The 21794-nt window shown below is 71.3% G+C and carries 18 protein-coding genes and 2 tRNA genes; 10 read left to right on the top strand and 10 right to left on the bottom strand.

What is annotated here, in order from left to right; all coding sequences use genetic code 11:
* Window positions 1–353: 353 nt before the first annotated feature.
* Window positions 354–1592 carry an FAD-dependent oxidoreductase gene (locus NYF13_RS32720; protein ID WP_315661789.1) on the bottom strand — a complete coding sequence of 413 codons (1239 nt, stop codon included), beginning with the start codon at window positions 1590–1592 and terminating at the stop codon, window positions 354–356.
* Window positions 1593–2106: 514 nt separating this feature from the next.
* Between NYF13_RS32720 and NYF13_RS32715 the strand changes: the two genes are divergently transcribed.
* From NYF13_RS32715 to NYF13_RS32705, 3 genes are all read left to right on the top strand, one after another.
* On the top strand, window positions 2107–2943 hold the full coding sequence (locus NYF13_RS32715; protein ID WP_315661788.1) for an HAD family hydrolase: 837 nt from the start codon (window positions 2107–2109) through the stop codon (window positions 2941–2943).
* Between the two features lie 51 nt (window positions 2944–2994).
* Window positions 2995–3066: transfer RNA gene (locus NYF13_RS32710), tRNA-Gln, on the top strand.
* A 100-nt stretch (window positions 3067–3166) separates the two neighbouring features.
* Window positions 3167–3239, top strand: a tRNA-Glu gene (locus NYF13_RS32705).
* Window positions 3240–4626: 1387 nt separating this feature from the next.
* On the opposite strand, the gene NYF13_RS32700 is transcribed toward NYF13_RS32705, so the two are convergent.
* The gene (locus NYF13_RS32700; protein WP_315661783.1) at window positions 4627–5325 is read right to left on the bottom strand and encodes an HU family DNA-binding protein; all 699 of its coding nucleotides are present in this window, start codon (window positions 5323–5325) and stop codon (window positions 4627–4629) included.
* A 508-nt stretch (window positions 5326–5833) separates the two neighbouring features.
* Between NYF13_RS32700 and NYF13_RS32695 the strand changes: the two genes are divergently transcribed.
* Complete coding sequence (locus NYF13_RS32695) at window positions 5834–6157, top strand: nuclear transport factor 2 family protein (RefSeq protein WP_315661787.1); 324 nt, start codon at window positions 5834–5836, stop codon at window positions 6155–6157.
* An 82-nt stretch (window positions 6158–6239) separates the two neighbouring features.
* On the opposite strand, the gene NYF13_RS32690 is transcribed toward NYF13_RS32695, so the two are convergent.
* Window positions 6240–6941 (bottom strand): IclR family transcriptional regulator, encoded by a 702-nt coding sequence (locus tag NYF13_RS32690; RefSeq protein ID WP_315661786.1) that lies wholly within the window; start codon window positions 6939–6941, stop codon window positions 6240–6242.
* A gap of 143 nt (window positions 6942–7084) precedes the next feature.
* Here NYF13_RS32690 and leuC point away from each other — a divergent pair, with 143 nt between their 5' ends.
* The 3 genes from leuC to NYF13_RS32675 all read left to right on the top strand — a co-directional run bounded on the left by leuC (window position 7085) and on the right by NYF13_RS32675 (window position 10119).
* Complete coding sequence (gene leuC, locus NYF13_RS32685; protein ID WP_315661785.1) at window positions 7085–8518, top strand: 3-isopropylmalate dehydratase large subunit; 1434 nt, start codon at window positions 7085–7087, stop codon at window positions 8516–8518.
* A 48-nt stretch (window positions 8519–8566) separates the two neighbouring features.
* Window positions 8567–9169 carry a 3-isopropylmalate dehydratase small subunit gene (leuD, locus tag NYF13_RS32680; protein WP_315661784.1) on the top strand — a complete coding sequence of 201 codons (603 nt, stop codon included), beginning with the start codon at window positions 8567–8569 and terminating at the stop codon, window positions 9167–9169.
* 251 nt (window positions 9170–9420) lie between these two features.
* On the top strand, window positions 9421–10119 hold the full coding sequence (locus tag NYF13_RS32675) for an HU family DNA-binding protein (protein WP_315661783.1): 699 nt from the start codon (window positions 9421–9423) through the stop codon (window positions 10117–10119).
* A 921-nt stretch (window positions 10120–11040) separates the two neighbouring features.
* Here NYF13_RS32675 and NYF13_RS32670 read toward each other — a convergent pair.
* Genes NYF13_RS32670 through cofC form a run of 3 tightly spaced genes read right to left on the bottom strand, consistent with a single transcriptional unit; the run spans window position 11041 to window position 15246 of the window.
* Entirely contained in the window at window positions 11041–12000 is a 960-nt protein-coding gene (locus NYF13_RS32670) for an NUDIX hydrolase (protein WP_315661782.1), read from the bottom strand.
* A complete protein-coding gene (locus NYF13_RS32665) occupies window positions 11997–14558 on the bottom strand; it encodes an RNA degradosome polyphosphate kinase (RefSeq protein WP_315661781.1) in 2562 nt (853 codons plus the stop codon). The genes NYF13_RS32670 and NYF13_RS32665 overlap by 4 nt, the downstream gene beginning before the upstream one ends.
* 55 nt (window positions 14559–14613) lie before the next feature.
* Window positions 14614–15246 (bottom strand): 2-phospho-L-lactate guanylyltransferase, encoded by a 633-nt coding sequence (gene cofC, locus NYF13_RS32660; protein ID WP_315661780.1) that lies wholly within the window; start codon window positions 15244–15246, stop codon window positions 14614–14616.
* 111 nt (window positions 15247–15357) lie between these two features.
* Between cofC and NYF13_RS32655 the strand changes: the two genes are divergently transcribed.
* The 3 genes from NYF13_RS32655 to NYF13_RS32645 all read left to right on the top strand — a co-directional run bounded on the left by NYF13_RS32655 (window position 15358) and on the right by NYF13_RS32645 (window position 17809).
* On the top strand, window positions 15358–16056 hold the full coding sequence (locus NYF13_RS32655) for a lysophospholipid acyltransferase family protein (RefSeq protein ID WP_315661779.1): 699 nt from the start codon (window positions 15358–15360) through the stop codon (window positions 16054–16056).
* Window positions 16056–17081 (top strand): NAD(P)H-dependent glycerol-3-phosphate dehydrogenase, encoded by a 1026-nt coding sequence (locus tag NYF13_RS32650; protein WP_315661778.1) that lies wholly within the window; start codon window positions 16056–16058, stop codon window positions 17079–17081. Before NYF13_RS32655 ends, NYF13_RS32650 begins: the two co-directional genes overlap by 1 nt.
* Before the next feature lie 248 nt (window positions 17082–17329).
* Window positions 17330–17809 (top strand): cysteine dioxygenase family protein, encoded by a 480-nt coding sequence (locus NYF13_RS32645; protein ID WP_315661777.1) that lies wholly within the window; start codon window positions 17330–17332, stop codon window positions 17807–17809.
* 84 nt (window positions 17810–17893) lie between these two features.
* Here the strand turns inward: NYF13_RS32645 and NYF13_RS32640 are convergent, their stop codons facing one another.
* The 4 genes from NYF13_RS32640 to NYF13_RS32625 form a co-directional block, all read right to left on the bottom strand.
* Entirely contained in the window at window positions 17894–18883 is a 990-nt protein-coding gene (locus NYF13_RS32640) for an asparaginase (protein WP_315661776.1), read from the bottom strand.
* Between the two features lie 270 nt (window positions 18884–19153).
* Entirely contained in the window at window positions 19154–19891 is a 738-nt protein-coding gene (locus tag NYF13_RS32635; RefSeq protein WP_315661775.1) for an FAD:protein FMN transferase, read from the bottom strand.
* Complete coding sequence (locus NYF13_RS32630; protein ID WP_315661774.1) at window positions 19891–20304, bottom strand: FMN-binding protein; 414 nt, start codon at window positions 20302–20304, stop codon at window positions 19891–19893. The genes NYF13_RS32635 and NYF13_RS32630 overlap by 1 nt, the downstream gene beginning before the upstream one ends.
* Window positions 20305–20314: 10 nt before the next feature.
* Window positions 20315–21670 (bottom strand): ferredoxin reductase family protein, encoded by a 1356-nt coding sequence (locus NYF13_RS32625; protein ID WP_315661773.1) that lies wholly within the window; start codon window positions 21668–21670, stop codon window positions 20315–20317.
* Window positions 21671–21794: the final 124 nt, after the last annotated feature.

The raw sequence follows: 21794 nt of genomic DNA, 5'->3' as shown, positions 1-21794 counted from the left end.
CATTGTGGGTGGGTCGGCGGGGCGGCTTCGGGGCCTGTGCGGCTCGGTCGTGGTTGGCGAGTCGCCGGTGAACGGCTATGGCTGCGGGGCTGGTCGTCGCCGTTCGGTGACCAAAGTTTCGGGTTGACGATCATTGCCGTCTTCGGGTGATCGGCCTGATGGATGGGGTGGTCGAAGGTTTCGCCGCCCGGTGGCGACGGTCCCGTTTCGGGTGGGGAACCACTATCGCCGCCGATCGGCCGGCTTCGCGGACTAGGTGATCGAGGGCTTCGCCGCTGTGTGGCGAGGACTGGTGAGACGCCGGAGCGGCGGCCTTGCCAGTGCCGGGTGGCCCGGCTCGGTGGCTCGGTGGGTCAGTGGCCGGCCGGCTCCTGGGCTCGGCGGGCGAACGCGGGCGCGTGCTCGGGTCGGAAGCCGAGGCCCAGCAGGAGCGCTGGGAAGTACGAGAGCTTGGGGAAGCGCGCGAAGAGCTTCACCAGGGGCTGCGGCGGCCCGTCGCGGCGGCCGGCCATGACCGGGCGCATCACGAAGCGGTGAAGCAGCCGTTGGAGCGTTTGGACGGCGATCGTCGGTAAGAGGCGACGGGTGCGGACGGCCTTCAGTTCCGCATCGGTCGGACGGCCGCGGCGCAGGGGGTCCGCCAGCAGGCCCGCCGCGGCGACGGCGTCCTGCACCGCGAGGTTGATCCCCACGCCACCCACGGGCGACATGGCGTGGGCCGCGTCGCCGATGCAGAGGAGGCCGTCGGTGTGCCAGCGGGCCAGACGGTTGAGTCGGACGTCGAGGAACTTCACGTCGTCCATCGACTCGAGCTGGTCGACGCGGTCGGCGAATTCCGGGCAGACCTGGGTGACGTTGTGCCGGAAGCTCTCGATGCCCGACGCGCGCAGGTCGTCGCCCTTCGGTGCGAGATAGGCGATCTGGTAGTAGCCGTCGCGGGGGAGCGGGATCGCGAGGCGGCGGTGGCGCATCCTCGGCATCAGCGTCGTGCTGGTCTCGTGGTCGTGCCGTGGCAGGCGGAACCACCAGGCATCGAACGGAGTGTCGTACTCCTTCGGCTCCAAACCGGCGCAGCGGCGGGCGAGAGACCATCGCCCGTCGGCGGCGATGACCAGGTCAGCGCGCAATTCACCCTCGACGCCGTCAGCGGTCCGGTACCGCACGCCGTCGACGCGGGGGTCTGAGCGGAGCAGCCCGGTCATCTCCGTTTCGAGCCGCAGGGTGAAGGTCGGCTCCTTGCGCGCGGCGTCCGAAAGGAGGTTCAGGAAATCCCACTGCGGGACCATCGCGATGTAGGGGCGCGGCACCTTCAGCAGGGTCAGGTCGGCCAGCTTCATGGTGCCGCCGTCTTCGGTCGGGAAGCCGGCCGAGGTCATCTCGCTCTGCGGCACCGCGTCGAACTTTTCGCCGAGGCCGAGCTCGTCCAGCAGGGTCAGCGTGGACGGGTGCACCGTGTCGCCGCGGAAGTCGCGCAGGAAGTCCGGGTGCTTTTCCAGCACCGTGACTTCGACACCGGCCCTCGCCAGGATCAGGCCGGCGACCATCCCGGCCGGGCCGCCGCCGACGACCAGGCACCCCGTGCGCTCACCCATCGTTCTCAGCTCCTCTTATTCATCATTTGTTGAATAACAGGAGCATGCACCCGATAGCGGTGGTGCGTCAAGGCTGGCGCTCGCGGTCGATCCGATCGGACTACCGCGCTGGCCACTGTCCTCATGGGACTGATAGCCGAAGCCTTCGCCCGAGGTGGCTCGTCCCGGCCCGTTCAATTTTCCTGTGGCGGGATGCGTTTCACTGTCTGCGACGAAAGCGGGAAATCGGAGCCACTGGCTGTGATCATCGAGCGAGAGGTCGGAACGCGGGTCGCGGGTATCGCCGGGGACCAGGATTTCCGCGCTGGTAAGGGTTATCCGGTGATCCGGATGGCTTCGAGCGGCGGGGTGGCGGGGCATCGGCTTTCCCCCGGTCGGCCGTGCGACGGTGTGACCGGACAAACGCGTGGCCACTTTCCGTCCACCGGGAGTAGAGTCGTTGCGCCGGAACAGTCCAGCCGCTGTCACCTTTTTGGCCGCGTTGCGAACGCGGCGAGTGCCCTAGCCTCACTGGGTGGATTTCGCCGTGGCATCAGGGACCGCTTCTCGTATCGCCCCGCCGGCGCCCGCCGGCCCCGAACCGTGGGCGTCCCCCGAGCTGCGGCTCGTCTGCCTCGACATCGATGACACCCTGATCGACTGCACGGCCGCGATCCGCCGCACCCTGCACGCTCTCACCGGCCGCGGGGACCTCTGGCCGCTGTGGGACCTGATCACCGAGGAGCACGTGGCGATGGTCGTCGCCGGACAGCTCGGCTACGGCGTGATGCACCACCGCCGCACCGAGTGCTTCCTGGCCGAGTTGGGCATTCTCGCGGACAGCGCGCAGGTGGCCTCGTTCGAGCAGCGGCGCCGGGACATCCTTTCGCGGTCTTGGCAGCTGTTCGACGATGTCCTGCCGTGCCTTGAATGGCTACGCGCGGCCGGTCTGCTGCTCGCCGCTGTGACGAATGCCTCCGGGGTGCACCAGCGGCGGAAAATCGCGGACCTGGGGCTCTCGCCGTTTTTCGACCACATCGCCATCGCGGGGGAGCTGGGCGTGGCGAAGCCGGACCCCTTGATGTTCCACTCGGCCTGCCTCGGACTCGGCTGCGACCCGGCTCAGACGGTTCACGTCGGCGACAAACTCGACACCGACGCCATCGGTGCGCGGAGTGCGGGGCTCGGCGCCGTTTGGCTCGATCGCGACGGCACCCGCCGCACCGGTGAGCGGGCGCCCGCGGGTGTACACACGGTGACCAGTCTCGACGAGCTGCCTGAGCTGCTGGTTTCCGAGTACGCGACGGTGGGCGTCCCGGCCCAGCGTGTGGCGGGGACCCCCGCTGCGCGGCTGCGTGACAGCGTGCTCTAGTATTTCTCCTCGTGCGGTGCTGAACCGGCTCGAACCGGGAAAGCGCTACACTGGGGTATGGTGTAATTGGCAGCACGACTGGTTCTGGTCCAGTTAGTCTAGGTTCGAGTCCTGGTACCCCAGCTGCGGAGGGGGACCCCCTTGCTGAGCGGGAAAGCGGCTCTGGTAAGTTCTCTCTCGCAAGAAAACAGAAAAAAGCCCCGGAAACGGGGAAAGTTCCTAAGCCCCCGTCGTCTAGCGGCCTAGGACGCCGGCCTCTCACGCCGGTAGCGTGGGTTCGAATCCCATCGGGGGTACAGCGCAAACCCTGGCTCAGCTTGATTGCTGAGCCAGGGTTTTTTGCGTTTGGCCTGGCGATTGTCGGGGTTGGCGGGGTGTCGGCAGCCGACGCCGAAGGTGGGGGCCGGGGCCGGAATCCAAGGCGGGGTTGGAGTCCGAGCGGGGTTGGAGTTTGGACTGGAGTCGGTGTCCGGACTGCGGTTGGAGTTCGAGCTGGGCAGTGCGGCCGGTCGTGGTCGATCGTGATGGCCGGGTGGGGGCGCTGGTTGTCGCGATCGGGGTTGGGGAATGGGCCGGTCGTGGGGCGCCGGATGGAGGCGCTGGCCGGCTTGCGCGGGCGGATCTTCGGGCGTTCGGCCTCTTCGCGTGTGCTGGCCCAGGTGGTCTTTCGGCGGACGGTCGTCCTGGGTGGTTCGGGTTCTCCGCTGCGACTGTGGTCGGTGGTGGCGTGGACTGATGGTCCTGTGGGTGACGGTCTTCGGCGGCGGGGCTGGGGCGTCACCTGACGTGCTGCGGTGGCCGGAGCGGGTGGGGCCGGTAGCCGGAAGATTGGCCTGATGGGAGGCCGGGCTGTGGACGTGGGGCTGGTAGTTCACGGGCGAGCAGTGGTGCGCGTGGAGTGGCGCTGGTGAGGATGTTGGGGGCGGGAAGGATTTGTGGTCCGCCGGGGTCGGGTCTCGGGACTTCGCGTGGGTGGATTCGTTGGAGGTGGCGAATTCGAGGTGAGGAGCGGTGGGGGATCGTGTTTGGCTGAGGGCGCTGATCTGGTGGGGCGATCGTTCGGGGTACGGCTCGGGTTTGATTGCCGCCGGTGGGCGAATGAGGAATCTGCTGGGCGAAGAGAAGTGGGCATCGCGTCCGCGGATGGTCGAGTAGCGGTCGGGTGTGGGCGTGACTGGGTGCCGGGTATCAGAAGCCGAAGGGAATTAGTGGGCTTTGCCCTACCGGTCAACCGGTAGGCGCGGAGCGGGGATGAGTGGAGAACCGGGTGGCGGACCGGCGAAGAGGACAGTGGCCGGTTCTGCCTGGGGCGCCGGGTAATGGTCGGGGGCTGGGCCGGTGGTGGCGCATCTGATCCGCCTGGGACGGGGTTAGCTAGCGAGCGGGCGACGACCGTGCTGGGCCTGTGGAGGTTGTTCTAGCCGAAACCCGCCGGATTGGGTTTGTTGCGGTTGGCCTAGTTGGAGACCGCCGGGCTGGGCCTGTAGCAGTTGGTCTAGCCGGGGACCGCCGGGCTGGGGTTGGGGAGGGCTGGGCGAGCGGGCCGCAGCCCGTTCGAGTTCCGAAGCCGTGTCCTGGCAAGAGACGGTCTGACTGGTGACAGCGTGAGGACGAAGCAGGCAGGGCCCCGGCCGCTGGTGCGGATGGGGCCCTGTCTGGTGAAGATCCTCGCCGGTGGAAGAGTTACTTCTTTTTGGCGGGGGAGGTGCGTTTGGCTGGGGTTTTGGTGGTGGTGGCTTTTTTGGTGGTGGTGGCTTTGGCCGGGGTGGCCTTGGCGGTGGTGGTTTTGGTGGTGGTGGCCTTGGTGGTGGCCGGTTTCGCGGTGGTGGCGCGGGTCCGCGTGGTGGTGGCTTTGGCCGCGGTGGTCTTGGCGGCGGTGGCCTTGGCGGTGGTGGCGCGGGCGGGTTTGGCCGCGGTCTTGGTGGCGGTGGCCTTGGTGGCGGGCTTGGCCGTGGTGGCGCGGGTGCGGGTGGTGGCGGCGGTGCGGGTCGCCGTCGCCCGGGCCGGGGTGGTGCGGGTGGAGCCGCCCGCGGTCCGCGGCGCGGTCGCCCGCGCGGCGGTGGTGCCGGTGACCCGCTTGACCGCGGTGGCCTTGGGCAGCTTCTTCGTGCCCGAGATGACGTCCTTGAACGTGGTGCCGGCCCGGAAGGCGGGCACGTTGGTCTTCTTGACCTTCACCGTCTCACCGGTACGCGGGTTACGCGCGGTCCGGGCGGCGCGGGCACGCTTCTCGAACACACCGAACCCGGTGATGTTCACCTTCTCGCCCTTGTTGACCGTCCGGATGATGATGTCGACGAGACCGTCGACGGCCTCCGAAGCAACCTTTTTGTCGCCCAGACGCTCCGACAGCGCCTCGATCAGCTGGGCCTTGTTGGCCATTCCAGTCCTCCAAGAAGAACTCTTCGTCCACGGCCACGTCGGCCGAACCTCAATACAGTATTACCCACGCCGTTGCCAAGTCCAAACCGGACCCTTCCGGTTTCCTTGTACCCAAGGCAATGCGGGGGCTCGGAAGAGCCTTTCCAGCGCCCCGGGAAATTCGATCGCTTGTTCGATCGGCGATGGCGGAAGGGCTTCTAGCAGCGGTTTCGCCGGAACCCTTGTGGCCGTTGTGAAACCCCCGTGGTCCACAAAAGACTGCTCGGGCGGGGACCAGGTAGCCGGGTGAAGGACGGGATCGACCAGCGCCGAGACGCCCGGTGGGGGCTTCGGGCGGGTCGTCCACTGAGGACGATCGGCGCGTTCCGGTGGGGCGGGAGGACGCGTCGGGTGGTCCGTCCTCCGGTGGCCGGTCCCGGTGGGTGCGGGGCGTTCGGGATCGTCGCGTTCACCCGCTCGGCGCAGCGACCGGGTTGCCGGTGCCCCGCCGCGCTGGTGGGATGCGCGCATGACCGAGAAGCTGACCGACCCCGCTGTGCTCGCCTTCGTGACCGCGCTGAACGCCGGGGACCGAGCGGCGTTCCGCGCCGCGCTCACCGAAGACGCGGTGATGTCCGACGACGGCACCGAACGGGACCTCGGTGACTGGACCGAGCGGGAGATCTTCAGCTCCCAGGGCCACCTCGACCCGGACTCGCTCGAGTCGGTGGCCGACGGTGGGCGTTCGTTCGTGGCGACCTACTCCAACGCCACCTGGGGCGGCATGCGCACCCGCTGGCACTTCGTGGTGCGGGACGGGAAGATCGCGGGCTTCGAGACCGGGCAGGCCTGAGCGGCGGGCCCCTCCGCGAAAAGGCCGCCTCCCCGAATCTCGGGGAGGCGGCCGGCTGAGGTCGTGGTGGGAGGCGGCGGGTTCAGAGGCGTTCCTGCAGGGCGTCGGCGGCCGCGAGGAGGTCGGCGGCCCAGCGGGCACCCGGTTTGCGGCCGATCCGTTCGACCGGGCCGGAAACCGACACCGCGGCCACCACGGTCCCGGAGGAATCGCGGACCGGGGCCGAAACGCTGGCCACGCCCGGTTCCCGTTCGGCGACGCTCTGCGCCCAGCCGCGGCGGCGGACCTCCAGCAGCGTGCGCTCGCCGTAGACCGCGTCGGCCAGGATCGTGCGCTGGGTGTGCGGATCCGACCACGCGGCAAGGACCTTCGCGCCCGAGCCGGCCGTCATCGGCAGCCGAGAGCCGATCGGGACGGTGTCGCGCAGGCCGCTCGGCGGCTCGGCGGTCGAGACGCACACCCGCTGGACGCCGTCGCGCCGGTACAGCTGCACGCTTTCGCCGGTGATGTCCCGCAGCTTGGGCAGCACCGAGCCCGCCGCGTCGAGCAGGGGGTCGGTCGAGCCGCCCGCCAGCTCCGAGAGCGCGGTGCCCGGCCGCCAGCGTCCGTCCGGCCCCCTTCGCAGCAGGCGATGCACCTCGAGCCCCACCGCGAGGCGGTGTGCCGTGGCTCTCGGCAACCCGGTCCGGGTGCAGAGTTCCGCGAGCCCACAGGGGTCTTCGGCCACGGCCTGCAACACCGCCACGGCTTTGTCCAGTACTCCGATACCGCTATGCTGTCCCACGACTCGATACTAACTTCCCGCACTTTGGGAAGTCCAGAATCTGGGAAAAACGAACTCGAGCTGCGCGCGTGACGCGGCTCGCCACGTCTTCGCCGCGTCGCCCGAGTTCCTTGCTCCCGCCGACCCATTGGAAGGAGCCGGAGATGACCAGCCCGACCGGCAAGCCCCGCACGCTGGCGGAGAAGGTGTGGGAAAGCCACCTCGTGCGCCGAGGTGAAGGCGCTGAGCCGGACCTGCTCTACATCGACCTCCACCTGGTGCACGAAGTGACCAGCCCGCAGGCCTTCGACGGCCTGCGCCTGGCCGGGCGCCCGGTGCGCCGCCCCGACCTGACCATCGCGACCGAGGACCACAACGTCCCGACCGTCGACATCGAGCTCCCGATCGCCGATCCGGTCTCGCGGACCCAGGTCGACACCCTTCGCCGCAACTGCAAGGAGTTCGGTGTCCGGTTGCATCCGATGGGTGACGCCGAGCAGGGCATCGTGCACGTCATCGGCCCGCAGCTGGGCCTGACCCAGCCCGGCACCACGGTGGTCTGCGGCGACAGCCACACCTCCACCCACGGCGCGTTCGGCGCGATGGCCTTCGGCATCGGCACCTCGGAGGTAGAGCACGTGCTGGCCACCCAGACGCTGCCGCTCCGTCCATTCAAGACGATGTCGATCACCGTCGACGGCGCGCTGCGGCCCGGCGTGACGGCCAAGGACGTGATCCTCGCCGTGATCGCCAAGATCGGCACCGGCGGCGGCCAGGGCTACGTGCTCGAGTACCGCGGCAAGGCCATCGAGGCGCTCTCCATGGAGGCCCGGATGACCGTCTGCAACATGTCGATCGAGGCGGGCGCGCGGGCCGGCATGATCGCCCCGGACGAGACCACGTTCGCCTACCTCGAGGGCCGCGCGCACGCCCCGCGGGGCGCGGACTGGGACGCGGCCGTGGCCAACTGGCGCGAGCTGCGCACCGACGACGGCGCCGAGTTCGACGCCGAGGTGCACCTCGACGCCGACGAGCTGACCCCGTTCGTGACCTGGGGCACCAACCCCGGCCAGGGCCTGCCGCTGGGCGCGAACGTGCCCGACCCGGCCGCCATCGCCGACGAGAACGAGCGCTTCGCCGCTGAGCAGGCCCTGTCCTATATGGACCTGCAGCCCGGGATGCCGCTGCGGGAGGTGACCGTCGACACGGTCTTCCTCGGCTCGTGCACCAACGGCCGGATCGAGGACCTGCGGGCCGCCGCGGAGGTGCTGCGCGGGCGCAAGGTGGCCGGCTCGGTCCGGATGCTCGTGGTGCCCGGCTCGATGCGCGTGCGCCGGGCCGCCGAGGAGGAGGGCCTGGACGAGGTCTTCACCGCGGCCGGCGCCGAGTGGCGGCAGGCGGGCTGCTCGATGTGCCTGGGCATGAACCCCGACCAGCTGGCCCCCGGCGAGCGCAGCGCCTCGACCTCCAACCGCAACTTCGAGGGCCGGCAGGGCAAGGGCGGGCGCACGCACCTGGTCTCGCCGCTCGTGGCCGCGGCCACGGCCGTCCGGGGGACGCTCTCCTCCCCGGAGGACCTGGTCCCCGCCACCGTCTGAGGCCCCCGACGCCCGAGACTCCGACATCCGAGACAGGGAGCTCCCACCATGGAACCGTTCACCCAGCACACCGGCATCGGGGTCCCGCTGCGCCGGTCCAACGTGGACACTGACCAGATCATCCCGGCCGTGTACCTCAAGCGCGTGACCCGCACCGGCTTCGAAGACGGGCTGTTCGCCGCCTGGCGCGGCCAGGAGGACTTCATCCTCAACCAGGAGCCGTTCGACCGGGGCAGCGTCCTGGTCGCCGGGCCCGACTTCGGCACCGGCTCCTCGCGTGAGCACGCGGTGTGGGCGCTGATGGACTACGGCTTCCGGGTCGTGATCTCCGCGCGCTTCGCCGACATCTTCCGGGGCAACTCCGGCAAGGGCGGCCTGGTGGCCGCGCAGTGCGGGCAGTCGGACGTCGAGCTGCTCTGGAAGCTGCTCGAGAACGAGCCCGGCACGGAGGTCACGGTGGACCTGACGGCCAAGACCGTGCGGGCCAAGGACTTCACCGCGCCCTTCGAGATCGACGACTACGTCCGCTGGCGGCTGCTCGAAGGGCTGGATGACATCGCTCTCACCCTCCGCCACGCCGAAGAGATCGACGAGTTCGAGTCCGCCCGCCCATCCTGGAAGCCCGTGACCACCCCGATCGCGGCCTCCTAGCCCTGGTCAGGGGCCCGGATTCCGTTGCCGAGCTCGGAATCCGGGCCCCCGCACCAGGTCCGCCGAAACCTTCGAAACCACGCCGAACGGCACCTCCCACGGGCCCCGAACGGGTCCTGTGAGAGGCGGAACCACTCCCGAGTCAAGGGAAATTTCCGCGCGCCGTTTGGAATTTGTGCTGCGTTGGTAATACCGTGTGCGCTAGTCGGCCGACGTGGCCGTGGACGAAGAGTTCTTCTTGGAGGACTGGAATGGCCAACAAGGCCCAGCTGATCGAGGCGCTGTCGGAGCGTCTGGGCGACAAAAAGGTTGCTTCGGAGGCCGTCGACGGTCTCGTCGACATCATCATCCGGACGGTCAACAAGGGCGAGAAGGTGAACATCACCGGGTTCGGTGTGTTCGAGAAGCGTGCCCGCGCCGCCCGGACCGCGCGTAACCCGCGTACCGGTGAGACGGTGAAGGTCAAGAAGACCAACGTGCCCGCCTTCCGGGCCGGCACCACGTTCAAGGACGTCATCTCGGGCACGAAGAAGCTGCCCAAGGCCACCGCGGTCAAGCGGGTCACCGGCACCACCGCCGCGCGGGCGACCGCGCCGCGGACCGCGGGCGGCTCCACCCGCACCACCCCGGCCCGGGCGACGGCGACCCGCACCGCCGCCACCACCCGCACCCGCGCCACCACGGCCAAGCCCGCCACCAAGGCCACCGCCACCAAGACCGCGGCCAAACCCGCCCGCGCCACCACCGCCAAGGCCACCGCCGCCAAGACCACCGCGGCCAAAGCCACCACCACGCGGACCCGCGCCACCACCGCGAAACCGGCCACCACCAAGGCCACCACCACCAAAACCACCACCGCCAAGGCCACCCCGGCCAAAGCCACCACCACCAAAAAAGCCACCACCACCAAAACCCCAGCCAAACGCACCTCCCCCGCCAAGAAGAAGTAGACAGCTTGTAGCCACCTTTCGAGGCGAGCAACGGCAGGGCCCCACCCGATCCACGGGTGGGGCCCTGCCGCATGTCCAGGGGCGCTCCGGTGAACCCGCTGTGCGGTAAGGCATCCGGCCGAGCCGGGTGGCCGACGCGGTGGAATGTGGCGTGGAGCTGGGGTTTTCGGGAACGGCGGGGCGGGGCGGTGGAACGACCGGCGGTCGGTCGGTCGGACGGACGGACGGGGGCTCGGCTTCGGTGCGCGGCCGGAGTCGCGATGCGGGGGGCCGCCGTTCCCCACGGGTCGTCCGGGAGGGGCCGGGTTTCGCCGAACGGCCGGAACGTGGTGCGGGCCGGGGGCCGGCTTCGCGAAGGGCAAGGCAAAACGGGTCTTCTCGACGGGTCAGGCGGAGGCGTTCGCGCTGGGCGCCGAGGTGCCCGGTGGCGGCGAGCCCGGTGACCGGGCGGCCCAGTGGTACCGGTCCGGAGTCGCACTCGCTGTGGCCTGAGCGGGAAAATCCCCTCCGGCGGTGAGGTCGTCGCCACCCGGTCGGACGAGCGGGGTCACCGTCCGGTGTCCGTGCGCGGGCTTTTCGGGCCGGTCGTGGGGGATGCCTCCTATCCGAGAGGGGGCGTTGTGCAGGCTGAAAGCCTCCAGGCCGCGGCAGTCGCCAGGGGGCGGAAAGGAAGGGGCGAGCCGGGTGGTCGCGGTGCTCAGCGACCGTTGGGGGCGGGACCTCGACCGGGTGAGGCCCCGACCCCGAGTGGTGCGACGATCGCCAGATGGTGCTCAGGACGCGCACCGGCAAAGCCCGCTCTCCGCAGAATTCGCGGGAGGAATTCGCCCGCCGCTCCCAGTGGTCCGCCTGACCTTTATCGCCGATCTTCGCCGGGACCCGAGCGCAGGGCTTCCACAATGGAGGAACGTACGTTTCCGGTCACTGCGAATGCGACGGCGCCGGGGTCGGCAGGGGGCTCGGGTAGTAGTCGGCGCTCATCAGTTCCGGGCCGGTGCGCCCGGACGGCGGGCGGAACGTCAGCACCCACAGCGAACCCTTCTTGCTGGGCACCACGCCGCCGCGGGAGGCCGTCAGCTCGATGCCGTCGCGGTCGGCCAGCGTGCTCACCAGGTCCGGGATCACCCCGCCCTGGCTGCTCACCACCGGGGTGCCGCCGTCGCCCGCGATCGCCAGCAGGCGGGCGAGGCCGAGGACCGGGTCGGCCCAGTAGCCCTCCTCCGACAGCAGGCTCTCGTGCCGCACGTCGGCGCCGAGGTCTTCGGCGACGCCGCCCACCGTCTGCACGCACCGCAGGCGCGGCGCGGACAGCACGCGGTCGGCGCCGAACAACGGGAGCAGCGCGCGCAGGGCGTCCGCCTGCCGCTGACCGGCGTCCGACAGCGGGCGCAGATCGTCGTCACCGGTCCAGTCCTCGCGCTTGCCCGCCTTCGCGTGGCGAACCAGTAGCAGGGTGGTGGCCGATGGCGGCAGCGCGCAGAACTCCCGAAGCACGCGTACGTCGGTCTCGCGCGTCAGCATCTGCTCGGCCGCCACGGGGCTGAGCCAGCGCAGCTCGTCGACCTCGTCGTTGGCCTCGAAAGCGCCGGACACGGCTTCGCCGCTGAAGTAGTCGACCGTCTTGTTCATGGTGCCCGCGTCGCCGTGGCGGGCGGCCACGTCGTAACTGGTCTGTGCGACGTAGCGGCCGAGCACCGCGTGAAAGCCGGTCTCTTCACGGACCTCGCGGACCGCGGTGGCGGCGATCGTCTCGCCGGAGTCGACCTTGCCCTTGGGCAGCGACCAGTCGTCGTAGCGCGGGCGGTGGACCAGCGCCACCTCGAACGCGTCACCGGCGGTGCGCCACAGCACCGCGCCGGCCGCGCGGACGTCCGGGCTCATCCGGCCGCTCCGTGCAGCTTCGCCAGCTCGGTCTGGTGGTCGCGCACCTGCGAGCCCGCGGCGGGGAACGGCTGCCATTCGCCGGTGGCCGACAGCACCCAGCACCGCGTGGCCGGGTCGAGCGCCGAGTCGAGCACCGCGTCCAGCTGCTGCGTCAGCTTCGGGTCCTTGACCCGCACCAGTGCTTCGATGCGGCGGTCGAGGTTGCGGTGCATCATGTCCGCGCTGCCGATCCAGTGCGTGCCGCCGGCCCGGAAGTGGAACACCCGCGAGTGCTCCAGGAACCGGCCGAGGATGGACCGGACGCGGATGTTCTCGCTCAGCCCCTCCACGCCCGGCTTGAGCGAGCAGATCCCGCGCACCACCACGTCGACCGGCACCCCGGCCTGCGAAGCGTGGTACAGCGCGTCGATCACCTGCTCGTCGACCAGCGAGTTGCACTTGATCCGGATCCCGGCCCGCTGCCCGGCCCGGGCCAGCTCGATCTCCTCGCCGATCGCCCGCACGATGCCGCGGCGGATGCCGTGCGGCGAGGTGAGCAGCGTCCGGTAGGTGTCCTGGCGCGAGTAGCCGGTGAGGACGTTGAACAGGTCGGTGATGTCCGCGCCCACGCTCGGGTCGGCCGTGAGCAGGCCGAGGTCTTCGTACAGGCGCGCGGTCTTCGGGTTGTAGTTGCCGGTGCCGATGTGGCAGTAGCGGCGGATGGTGGCGCCTTCCTGCCGCACCACCATCGAGACCTTGCAGTGCGTCTTCAGGCCCACCAGCCCGTACACCACGTGCACGCCCGCGCGCTCCAGCGTGCGCGCCCAGGCGATGTTGGCCTGCTCGTCGAAGCGCGCCTTGATCTCGACCAGCGCCACGACCTGCTTGCCGGCCTCGGCCGCATCGATCAGCGCGTCGACGATCGGGGAGTCGCCCGAGGTGCGGTAGAGCGTCTGCTTGATCGCCAGCACCTTCGAGTCGGCTGCCGCCTGCTCGATGAAGCGCTGCACGCTCGTGGAGAACGAGTCGTACGGGTGGTGCACCAGCACGTCGCCCTCGCGCAGCGTCGCGAACACGCTCTTGGGCGTCTCGCGCTCGCCGAACGCCGGGTGCGTGGCCGGCACGAACGGCCGGTCCTTGAGCTCCTTGCGGTCCACCCCGGAAAGCTGGAACAGGCAGGTCAGATCGAGCAGTCCGGGCACCTCGACCACGTCGGCCGGGTCCACCTCCAGCTCGCGCAGCAGCAGTTCGAGCATGTGCTCGCTCATGTCCTGCGCGACCTCGAGCCGCACCGGCGGGCCGAACCGGCGCTGGGCCAGCTCCCGCTCCAGCGCCTGCAGGAGGTCCTCGTCGCGGTCCTCCTCGACCTCGAAGTCGGCGTTGCGGGTGACCCGGAAGATGTGGTGCTCGATCACCTCCATGCCGGAGAACAGCTCGCCCAGGTGCGCGGCGATGAGCTCTTCCAGCGGCAGGAAGGTCGCCGTGCGGCTGGTCCGCTCCTGCTCCACCCGCATCAGCCGGGGCACGTTGCTGGGCACCTTCACCCGGGCGAAGCGCTCGGTGCCGCCCTGCGGGTCGCGCACCGTCACCGCGAGGTTCAGCGACAGACCGGAGATGTAGGGGAACGGGTGCGCCGGGTCGACCGCCAGCGGGGTGAGCACCGGGAAGATCTGCTCGGAGAAGTAGCTGGACAGCCGCAGCTGGTCGGCCCCGGCGAGGTCGGCCCAGCCGACGATCCGGATGTCCTGCTCCGCCAGCTGCGGGCGCAGGTGCTCCTCGAACGCGGCCGTGTGCCGCTCGACCAGGTCCTGGTTGCGCTTGGCGATGTAGTCGAGCTGTTCGCGCGGGGTGAGCCCGTCCGCGCTGCGCACCGGCAGGCCCGTCTCGTCGCGGCGCTTGAGACCGGCCACCCGGACCATGTAGAACTCGTCCAAATTGGACGCGAAGATGGCCAGGAACTTCGCCCGTTCGAGCAATGCCTGCGACTCGTCCTCGGCCAGCGCGAGCACCCGAGCGTTGAAGTCCTGCCAGGAGAGCTCCCGGTTGAAGTACCGGTCGTCGGGCAGGGTCTCCACCGCGGTCGGCGCGGTCGAGGTGACGGCCGGCGGCGCGGACGGCACGGCGCGGAACTCTTCGCCGGCGGCCTCCTTCGCGGACGCGGCGGCGCTGGCCCGGGCGGTGATCTTCGCCAGGGCGGTCTTGCCCGAGGCGCTCTTCGCGTTCTTGGACTCGCGGCTCTTCGGCGTCGCGGGCTTGGAGGCCGAGGACCGCAGTGCGGCGGACTTCGACTGCGCCGGCTGGGGCGACCTCGATGGGGCGTTCTTCGACGGCTCGCTCTTGGCCGCTGGGCTGACCGCTTTGCGGGCCGTGGGGGCGCCGGACCGGGCGGTGGTGGCGCGCCGGGCCGCCGCCCGGGCCGAAGCCGAGGACTTCGGGACCGCTTCGCCGGTGCCGGTCTTCCGGGCGGCCGAGGTCCGGCGGGGCGCGGTGTCCTTGGCGGCCGGCTTCGCCGCGTTGTTCCCGCGCCGCCCGCCGCGGGCCGGAGTGCTGCCGTCGTCTGTGCTCACGGAGCCCATTGTTCACTACAAAGCCGCCGATTGCGCAGACCACGGTGAAGGTCGAATGAACAGCTCAACCCAGTGGCACGCAGGCGGTCCCGAGCACCGCCGCGGTGTGTTCCCCGACACCGAGCGAACGGGCGTGCGCCAGGTCCCCGGGGGTGTCCACATCGCTGCGCAGGGAGATCAGCCCACCGGCCAGCGGCGCGGCGCCGGACTGGGTGTGCCGGCCCGCGGAGCCGGCGCCGAACCGGGGGTCGAGCGCGGCGCCGGGCGCCGACAGCAGCAGCGTGGTGCCCGTGCCCTGGCGGTCGGCGACGAACGCGCGCCGCCCCGCCGCCTCGGCCAGCGCCGTCGACAGGTCGTCCGGGCGCAGGGCGGGCAGGTCGGCTTGCAGCGCGCCGACGACGCCGCCGGGCGAGCCCGCCCTCAGCAGCGCCTCGCCGTGGCGGAGCGCGTCGTTCAGCCCGCGCGCCTGCGGCTCCGGCACGATCTCCGCGCCGAGCCGGGCCAGCTCGGACACCGCCGCCGGGTCCGCCGCGACCACCAGCACCCGCCGGACGTGCGCGGCCGAGGCCACCGCCGCCAGCGTGTCGTAGGCCAGCGCCAGCACCAGGTCGGGGTGCCGTGCTTCGGCGAGGGCGCCGCGCAGCCGCGACTTGCCGTCTCGGGGGTGCTTCAACGGCACGATCAGGTCCACGTCCACCCGTCCATCTTTACCCGAAACCGCCGCCGCCCGGGGTGAGCGCACCCTCCCTGGACTGCGTGAACCGGCGCGCGGCAGGATCAACGGCAGTGCGAGCTCGAGGAGGAGACATTGACCGGGCGTGAGAAGGGCGGCTTCTGGGTGGGGCTGGCCGCCGCTGTGTTCTACCCGCTGACGGCGATCGGCAAGCGGGTCCAGACCGGTACGGAGAAGGTGCCGAGACAGGGGCCGGCGGTGCTGGTGATGAACCACATCTCGCACCTCGACCCGGTGGTCGACGCGGTATTCGTGCACCGGCAGAAGCGGGTCCCGCGGTTCTTCCTCAAGGAGAGCCTGCGCCACGTCCCGGTGTTCGGGAAGATCGTGGACGGCTCGGGGCAGATCCCGGTCTCGCGCGGTTCGAGCGCGGCCGGTGACAGCCTCAAGGCCGCCCACCAGGCGCTGGCCCAGGGCAAGGTCATCGTCATCTACCCCGAGGGCACCATCACCAAAGACCCCGAGGGCTGGCCGAAGGACGCGTTCACCGGCGCCGCGCGGCTGGCGCTGCAGAACGACGTCCCGGTGATCCCGATCGCGCGCTGGGGCACGAACCACATCTTCGACGGCTACACGAAGAAGTTCACTCCGCTGCCGCGCAAGACCGTGACCCACCTGGTCGGCGACCCGATCGACCTGTCGGCCTACCAGGGCGCGAACCCGCGCAGCGCCTCGACGCTGCGCGAGGTCACCACGCTGATGATGGACGAGGTCACGCGGCTGCTGGCGGAGATCCGCCAGGAAGAGCCGCCGTCGAAGAAGCCGGACGCCTGATGGCCGCCTTCGCCACCGAGGTCCAGCGGGTCACCGTGCTGGGCGCCGGCTCGTGGGGCACCGCGTTCGCGAAGGTGCTCGGCGACGCCGGCCGGGACGTGACGATGTGGGCGCGCCGGGAGGCGGTGGCCGAGGAGATCCGCTCGGCGCACACGAACTCCTCGTACCTGCCCGGCGTCCGGCTGCCCGGGCGCATCACGGCGACGGCGGACGCCGCGGCGGCGCTGGACGGCGCGCAGGCCGTGGTGCTGGGCGTGCCGAGCCAGAGCCTGCGCGCGAACCTGACGGCCTGGCAGCCGCTGCTGCCGCGCGAGGCGATCCTGGTCAGCCTGGCCAAGGGCGTCGAACTGGGCACCCTCAAGCGGATGAGCGAGGTGATCGCCGAGCTGGCGCGGGTGCCCGCCGGGGAGATCGTGGTGGTGTCCGGGCCGAACCTGGCGCGCGAGATCGGCGCGGCCCAGCCGGCCGCGGCGGTGCTCGCGTGCGCCGACCACGAGCGCGCGGTGGCGGTGCAGCGGGCCAGCTCCAACCAGTACTTCCGGCCCTACACCAACACCGACGTGGTCGGCTGCGAACTGGGCGGCGCGTGCAAGAACGTGATCGCGCTGAGCTGCGGCATGGCCGCGGGCATGGGCCTGGGCGCGAACACCATGGCGACGCTGATCACCCGCGGACTGGCGGAGATGGCGCGCCTCGGCGCGAAACTCGGCGCGGACCCGCTGACCTTCGCGGGTCTGGCCGGTCTGGGCGACCTGGTGGCGACCTGCTCGTCACCGCTGTCGCGCAACCGCACCTTCGGTGAGCGGCTGGGCCACGGCGAGACGCTGGAGCAGGCCCAGGCCGCGGCCGGGGGTCAGGTGGCCGAGGGGGTGGCTTCCTGCTCGTCGATCCGGGCGCTGGCGCAGGGGGTGGGCGTGGACATGCCGATCACCGACGCCATGCACCGGGTCTGTCACGAGGGCGTGGACCCCCGGCAGGCGGGGGCGGAGCTGCTGGGGCGGTCCCAGAAGCCCGAGTGGAGCTGAGCCGGGGGTTTCCGGGGGACGCGCGGAGTGGGCCGCCCGATCGGGGGATTCCGGGTCCACGGGATGGGACGAATTGACCGGGGACGGCGGTGCTGGTTCGCTGTGCGGCATGCCGACGTGCCGGATGACCGAGTGGCCGGGGTCCTGTGACCTCCGCCCCGTCATGTGCGCGTCGTGTCGCTCCTGTCGGTGAACCCCGCCCCGGCCCTGCACTTCTCGCTCTTCTTCCTGTTTGTGAGGACAGTTCCATGTTCGCCGTTCCGGACAACACCCTGCTGCGTCCCGAGAACCCCGCCCTGCGCCACCCGGTCCGCGTCGCCATCGAGGTGGCCGCCGACCGGGACCGCTGGGGCAGCCTGCTGCGTTACGACCCCGACGAGCGGTTCTCGGCCCTCGTCTCCCGCGAGGACGGCCAGGAGGTCTGGCTGCTGGGCTGGCTTCCCGGCCAGCACACGGACCTGCACGACCACGTGTTCGCCACCGGCGCGTTCACCGTGGTCTCGGGCCGCCTGAGCGAGACGGTCGCCCGCCGCGCCCCCGGCGGCCGCGCGGTGACCGAGGTGCACGCCCTGATGGCGGGCCAGTCCCGCGTCTTCGGCCCCGGCTACGTCCACGAGGTCCGCAACGACGGACCCGACCCGGCGATCAGCATCCACGTCTACCGCGACGGCCCCCGCGACATGCGCCCGTACCACCTGGACCCCCTCGGCGGCCCGATCCGGGACTGAGCCGGCGGCCGGCGGCTGGTGCGGTGTCGGCAGCGAAAGCGGCGGGGCGCAAAGTCCCTGTCGCACCCCGGTACTCGAACCCGTTCAGCGGTCCAGGTCACCGCGGAGCCGGAACTCCGCCTCGATCCGGGCGCGGGACGCGCCGCCGGCCAGCAGGAGGTGCAGGAGGACCCGGGACTTGCGCGGGTCGAGCCAGCCCGCCATCGTCGCGCCCAGGCGGATCAGGCTGGATTCCGAGCCGTGGAAGCCGTAGGTGGCGCGGAAAGTCGGGCCGGCTCCGGTGCGGGTCGCGATCACGATGGGGACGTCCGCGGTGGCGATCACGTCCGCGGTGCCCGTGGAGACGTGGCCGACCCCGCCGGCCGCGATGACCACGCCGCGCGCCCCGCCCGCCAGCACCAGCGAAAGCAGCTCACCCGAGTCTTCGAGGCCCGCCTCCAGCAGCGGCACCAGTCCGGAAACCGCCGCCGGCGGCAGCGCCGGTGGACGCGGGGCGGGCGGGTGGAAGTAGTGCACCGAACCTTCCGCGACCAGGCCCAGCGGCCCCGCCGGCGTCGACGAGAACGCTTCCAGGTGGCTCGAGTGGGACTTTCGCACCCAGCGCGCCGCGTGGACGTCGTCGTCGAACACCACCAGGGCGCCGCGGCTGCGCGGGTCGGCCGCGGTGGTGAGGGACGCCAGCAGGTTCGCCGGGCCGTCCGCGCTCGGCAGGCTCGGGTTGCGCATCGCGCCGGTGATCACGACCGGTACGTCGTCGTGGGGCCAGGCCAGCTCGAAGAAGTACGCCGTCTCCTCGAGGGTGTCCGTGCCCTGCACCACGACGAGCCCGGTCGCGCCGTCCGCCACCTGCTCGGACCCCCAGGCCAGGCACCGCGCGAGGGTGGCGTAGTCCATCGAGGCGCTGGAGACGCCCGCGAGCGTGGCCGCGCGCACGTCCGTCGGCAGGTCGGTGCTCAGCTCGCCGAGCAGGTCGGCGGCGGTCAACCGCGGCACGACCCCGTCTTCGATCCGCCCGCCGGGGGTCATCGAGATGGTGCCGCCCAGCGCGGCGACGGCGATCAGGGGACGAGTCATGCCGCCACTCTAGGGAAACCGGGCCGAACTCCGAGACGGCGCCGTAGACCTCCTGGCCGTTGTCCGGCAACGTCGTGGTGATCTCGCCCAGCGAGTGGTTCCACTCGTGCGAGGTGCGGTTGCGCGGTTCGTGTTCGGCTCTCGTGCACGAGCAGCCGTCCGCCGGGCAGCCGCCGGTACAGCGTGGCGCTGCCGCCGAGCCGCGGCCGGTCGAACCGCACACGGGGCTGTGCGACTGCGGGTCGCCGGGCGACTCCGGTTCGGTCCGTTTCAGCCGGCGGCCAGGCCGGGGGAGCGGTGCACCCGGCGGTCCGCGTCGACGATCAGCACCTCGCAGCCGGGTTGCGCGGCGGCCCAGCCGATGCCCTCTTCGCCCAGCGCGAACGCGGCGGTGGCCAAGGCGTCGGCGTTCGCCAGGTCTTCGGCGACGATCGTCACGCTCAGCAGGCCCGTGGCTGGCTGCCCGGTGCGGCCGTCGAGGATGTGCTGTCCGCGCTCGTAGGCCGCGGACGTCGCCACCGCGCCGCCCCGTGAGGCGATCACCGCGCACACCTCCAGCGGCTGCTCGGGATGCCGGACGCCGACGCGCCACGGCCGCCCGGGCTCGGGTTCACCGGCGGTGACGACGTCGCCGCCCGCGTTCAGGCAGAACCGCCGCGCCCCGGCGGCGTGCAGCCGGTCGGCCGCGCGCTGCACCGCCCAGCCCTTGACCACGGCGCACGGGTCGAGGGCGCGTCCGGGCAGGCGCGCCGAGAACGCGCCGCCGGAAAGGCGCTCGTAGTGCGCGCACAGGCCGAGCACCTCGTCCAGATCACCGCTGAGGTCACCGGCGGGCAGCTCGCCCCGGCCGTACCGGGAGACCTCACTGTCCATTCTGTACGGGCTGAAGCGGGCGTCCACTTCGTGCAGCCAGCCGAAAGCTTCCGCGACGGCCGCCGAGAACTCGCCCTCGTCGCGCAGGTCGAGGGAGACCGGCAGGCCCATCACCGGCTCGACGTGGACGGCCATCACGAGCCCTTCGCGTCGAGCGCCGCCTGCAACGACCGGATGTAGGACTCGCTGGTCTGCGTTGCCCCGGAGACGGTGTCGATGTTCGCGCTCTGGGCCTGCAGCGCTTCTTCACGAAGCCGTGGCAACGCGCCGACGCCGCGCCCGCTCTGGGGCTGCTGCAGGAGCTGGACATCGGTGATGCGACTACCGGAGAAGCTCACCTGGACCTGCACGGTGCCGAACTCGCTGCCCTCCGCCGAACCCGGCACGGTCACCGAAGTGCCGACGCGGCCGGCCGAAGTGGACGGTGACGAAGGCGCGGAGGCGGCCGGTGGCCCGGTCGTGGTGGTCCCCATCGCGGTGGGCTCGAACCGCCAGACGGCGATGAACCCGGCGACCGACAGCGCTACGACGAAGATCGTCTTTTTCATCTCCCGCTCCTCACGCGGCCAGGCTGAAGCGTTCGGCGTGCACCTGCGCGGACGGCACACGCAGCTCCCGCAGGCCGCGCAGCACCGCCGCCGTCATCCCGGGCGGCCCGCAGACGAACACGTCGCGGTCGCCGACGTCCGGCACCAGCGCGTGCAGGCTTTCCGGGCCGAGCAGCGGCCCGTGCGGCCCGAGCTGGTCCGAGGGTCCGCTCAGGACGTGCAGGATCGCACCGCGCGCCTTGGCCAGTCCGTTCAGTTCGGGCAGCAGCACCGCGTCCTGCGGCGTGCGCACGCGGTAGAGGAGGACGACGTGGCCGCCGATGTCCTCCAGCAGCGCGCGGATCGGCGTGATACCCACCCCGCCGGCCACCAGCAGCGCGTTCGGCCGCTGCTGGTGGATCGTGGTGAAGGCGCCGTACGGCCCTTCGGCGAAGACACGCGTGCCGACGCGAAGCGAGCGAAGGTTCGCGCTGGACCCACCGACGGCCTTCGCGGTCAGCCGCAGCGTACGGCCGTCGGGCGCGGCCGAGAGCGAGTACGGATTGGCCTGCCACCAGCGGTCCTTGGTCAGGAACCGCCACAGGAAGAACTGCCCGGCGCGGGCGGGCAGCCGGTCGAGGTCCTGGCCCGTCACGTAGACCGAGACGGTGTCGGGCGATTCCGGGACCACGGCGGTCACCCGAAGCCGGTGGCGCAGATTCCGCCCGAGCGGCAGCACCACGCGCCCGGCCAGCACGGCCGCCCCGACGCCCAGCCACAGCGTCCACCAGTAGGCGCGCGCGAAGGCGTGGCTGGTGAACGACTGTCCCACCGCGACCTGGTGGGTGAACGCGAGCACCACCGCCGCGTAGGTGTAGAGGTGCACGAAGTGCCAGGTCTCGTAGGCCATCCGCTTGCGCGCGAACCGGGCGGAGGCGGCGCCGACCACGAGGATCAGCACGAACGCGACGATGGCGCGCAGCACCCCTTCGAGCGTGTCGGCCAGCTGGACCAGCTCCCCGGCCGGGCCGCGGTCCTCCACGCTCGCGTAGCCGAAGACGATCAGCACGACGTGCGCGAGGAGCGTCCACAAGAGAGTGAAGCCGGTCCAGCGGTGCCACGCCGTGAGCCGGTCCATGCCGAGCCGGCGGTCGAGCCACGGCAGGCGCGCCACCAGGAGGAGCTGGAAGGCCATGGCCTGCGCGGCGTACAGCCCGGCGAGGCGCCCGGCGGTGATCAGCGCGTTGTCGGACCGGCCGCCGCGGGCGAAGAGCACGGTCACCAGGAGGACGTTCGCCCCCAGGAACGCGAAGAGCCAGGCTTTCGCGATGACGCGCGGGGACGCCGCCGGTCTGGGCGGCGCGGCGCTCGGTGTCAGGACAGTCACGCGGGGTTCCCTTCGGTTCGGGCTCACGACCAGCGTCATCGCGGAACCTGTGGCGGATCTGGGTGGAACCTGTCGACTGGCTGTCGAGCGGGGCCTCGGCTCGCGTGCCCGGCCGCGGCTCACG

Origin of the sequence: Amycolatopsis sp. PS_44_ISF1 (assembly GCF_032335455.1) — a bacterium.
In the GTDB taxonomy this organism is placed as follows: Bacteria; Actinomycetota; Actinomycetes; order Mycobacteriales; family Pseudonocardiaceae; genus Amycolatopsis.
This window is presented reverse-complemented; position numbering and strand designations above follow the sequence as displayed.

Coding starts and splice junctions, on each gene's coding strand:
- NYF13_RS32720 (WP_315661789.1), bottom strand. CDS start 1,592: ATGGGTGAGCGCACGGGGTGCCTGGTCGTCGGCGGCGGCCCGGCCGGG.
- NYF13_RS32700 (WP_315661783.1), bottom strand. CDS start 5,325: ATGGCCAACAAGGCCCAGCTGATCGAGGCGCTGTCGGAGCGTCTGGGC.
- NYF13_RS32695 (WP_315661787.1), top strand. CDS start 5,834: ATGACCGAGAAGCTGACCGACCCCGCTGTGCTCGCCTTCGTGACCGCG.
- leuC (WP_315661785.1), top strand. CDS start 7,085: ATGACCAGCCCGACCGGCAAGCCCCGCACGCTGGCGGAGAAGGTGTGG.
- leuD (WP_315661784.1), top strand. CDS start 8,567: ATGGAACCGTTCACCCAGCACACCGGCATCGGGGTCCCGCTGCGCCGG.
- NYF13_RS32675 (WP_315661783.1), top strand. CDS start 9,421: ATGGCCAACAAGGCCCAGCTGATCGAGGCGCTGTCGGAGCGTCTGGGC.
- NYF13_RS32670 (WP_315661782.1), bottom strand. CDS start 12,000: ATGAGCCCGGACGTCCGCGCGGCCGGCGCGGTGCTGTGGCGCACCGCC.
- NYF13_RS32665 (WP_315661781.1), bottom strand. CDS start 14,558: ATGGGCTCCGTGAGCACAGACGACGGCAGCACTCCGGCCCGCGGCGGG.
- NYF13_RS32650 (WP_315661778.1), top strand. CDS start 16,056: ATGGCCGCCTTCGCCACCGAGGTCCAGCGGGTCACCGTGCTGGGCGCC.
- NYF13_RS32645 (WP_315661777.1), top strand. CDS start 17,330: ATGTTCGCCGTTCCGGACAACACCCTGCTGCGTCCCGAGAACCCCGCC.
- NYF13_RS32640 (WP_315661776.1), bottom strand. CDS start 18,883: ATGACTCGTCCCCTGATCGCCGTCGCCGCGCTGGGCGGCACCATCTCG.
- NYF13_RS32635 (WP_315661775.1), bottom strand. CDS start 19,891: ATGGCCGTCCACGTCGAGCCGGTGATGGGCCTGCCGGTCTCCCTCGAC.
- NYF13_RS32630 (WP_315661774.1), bottom strand. CDS start 20,304: ATGAAAAAGACGATCTTCGTCGTAGCGCTGTCGGTCGCCGGGTTCATC.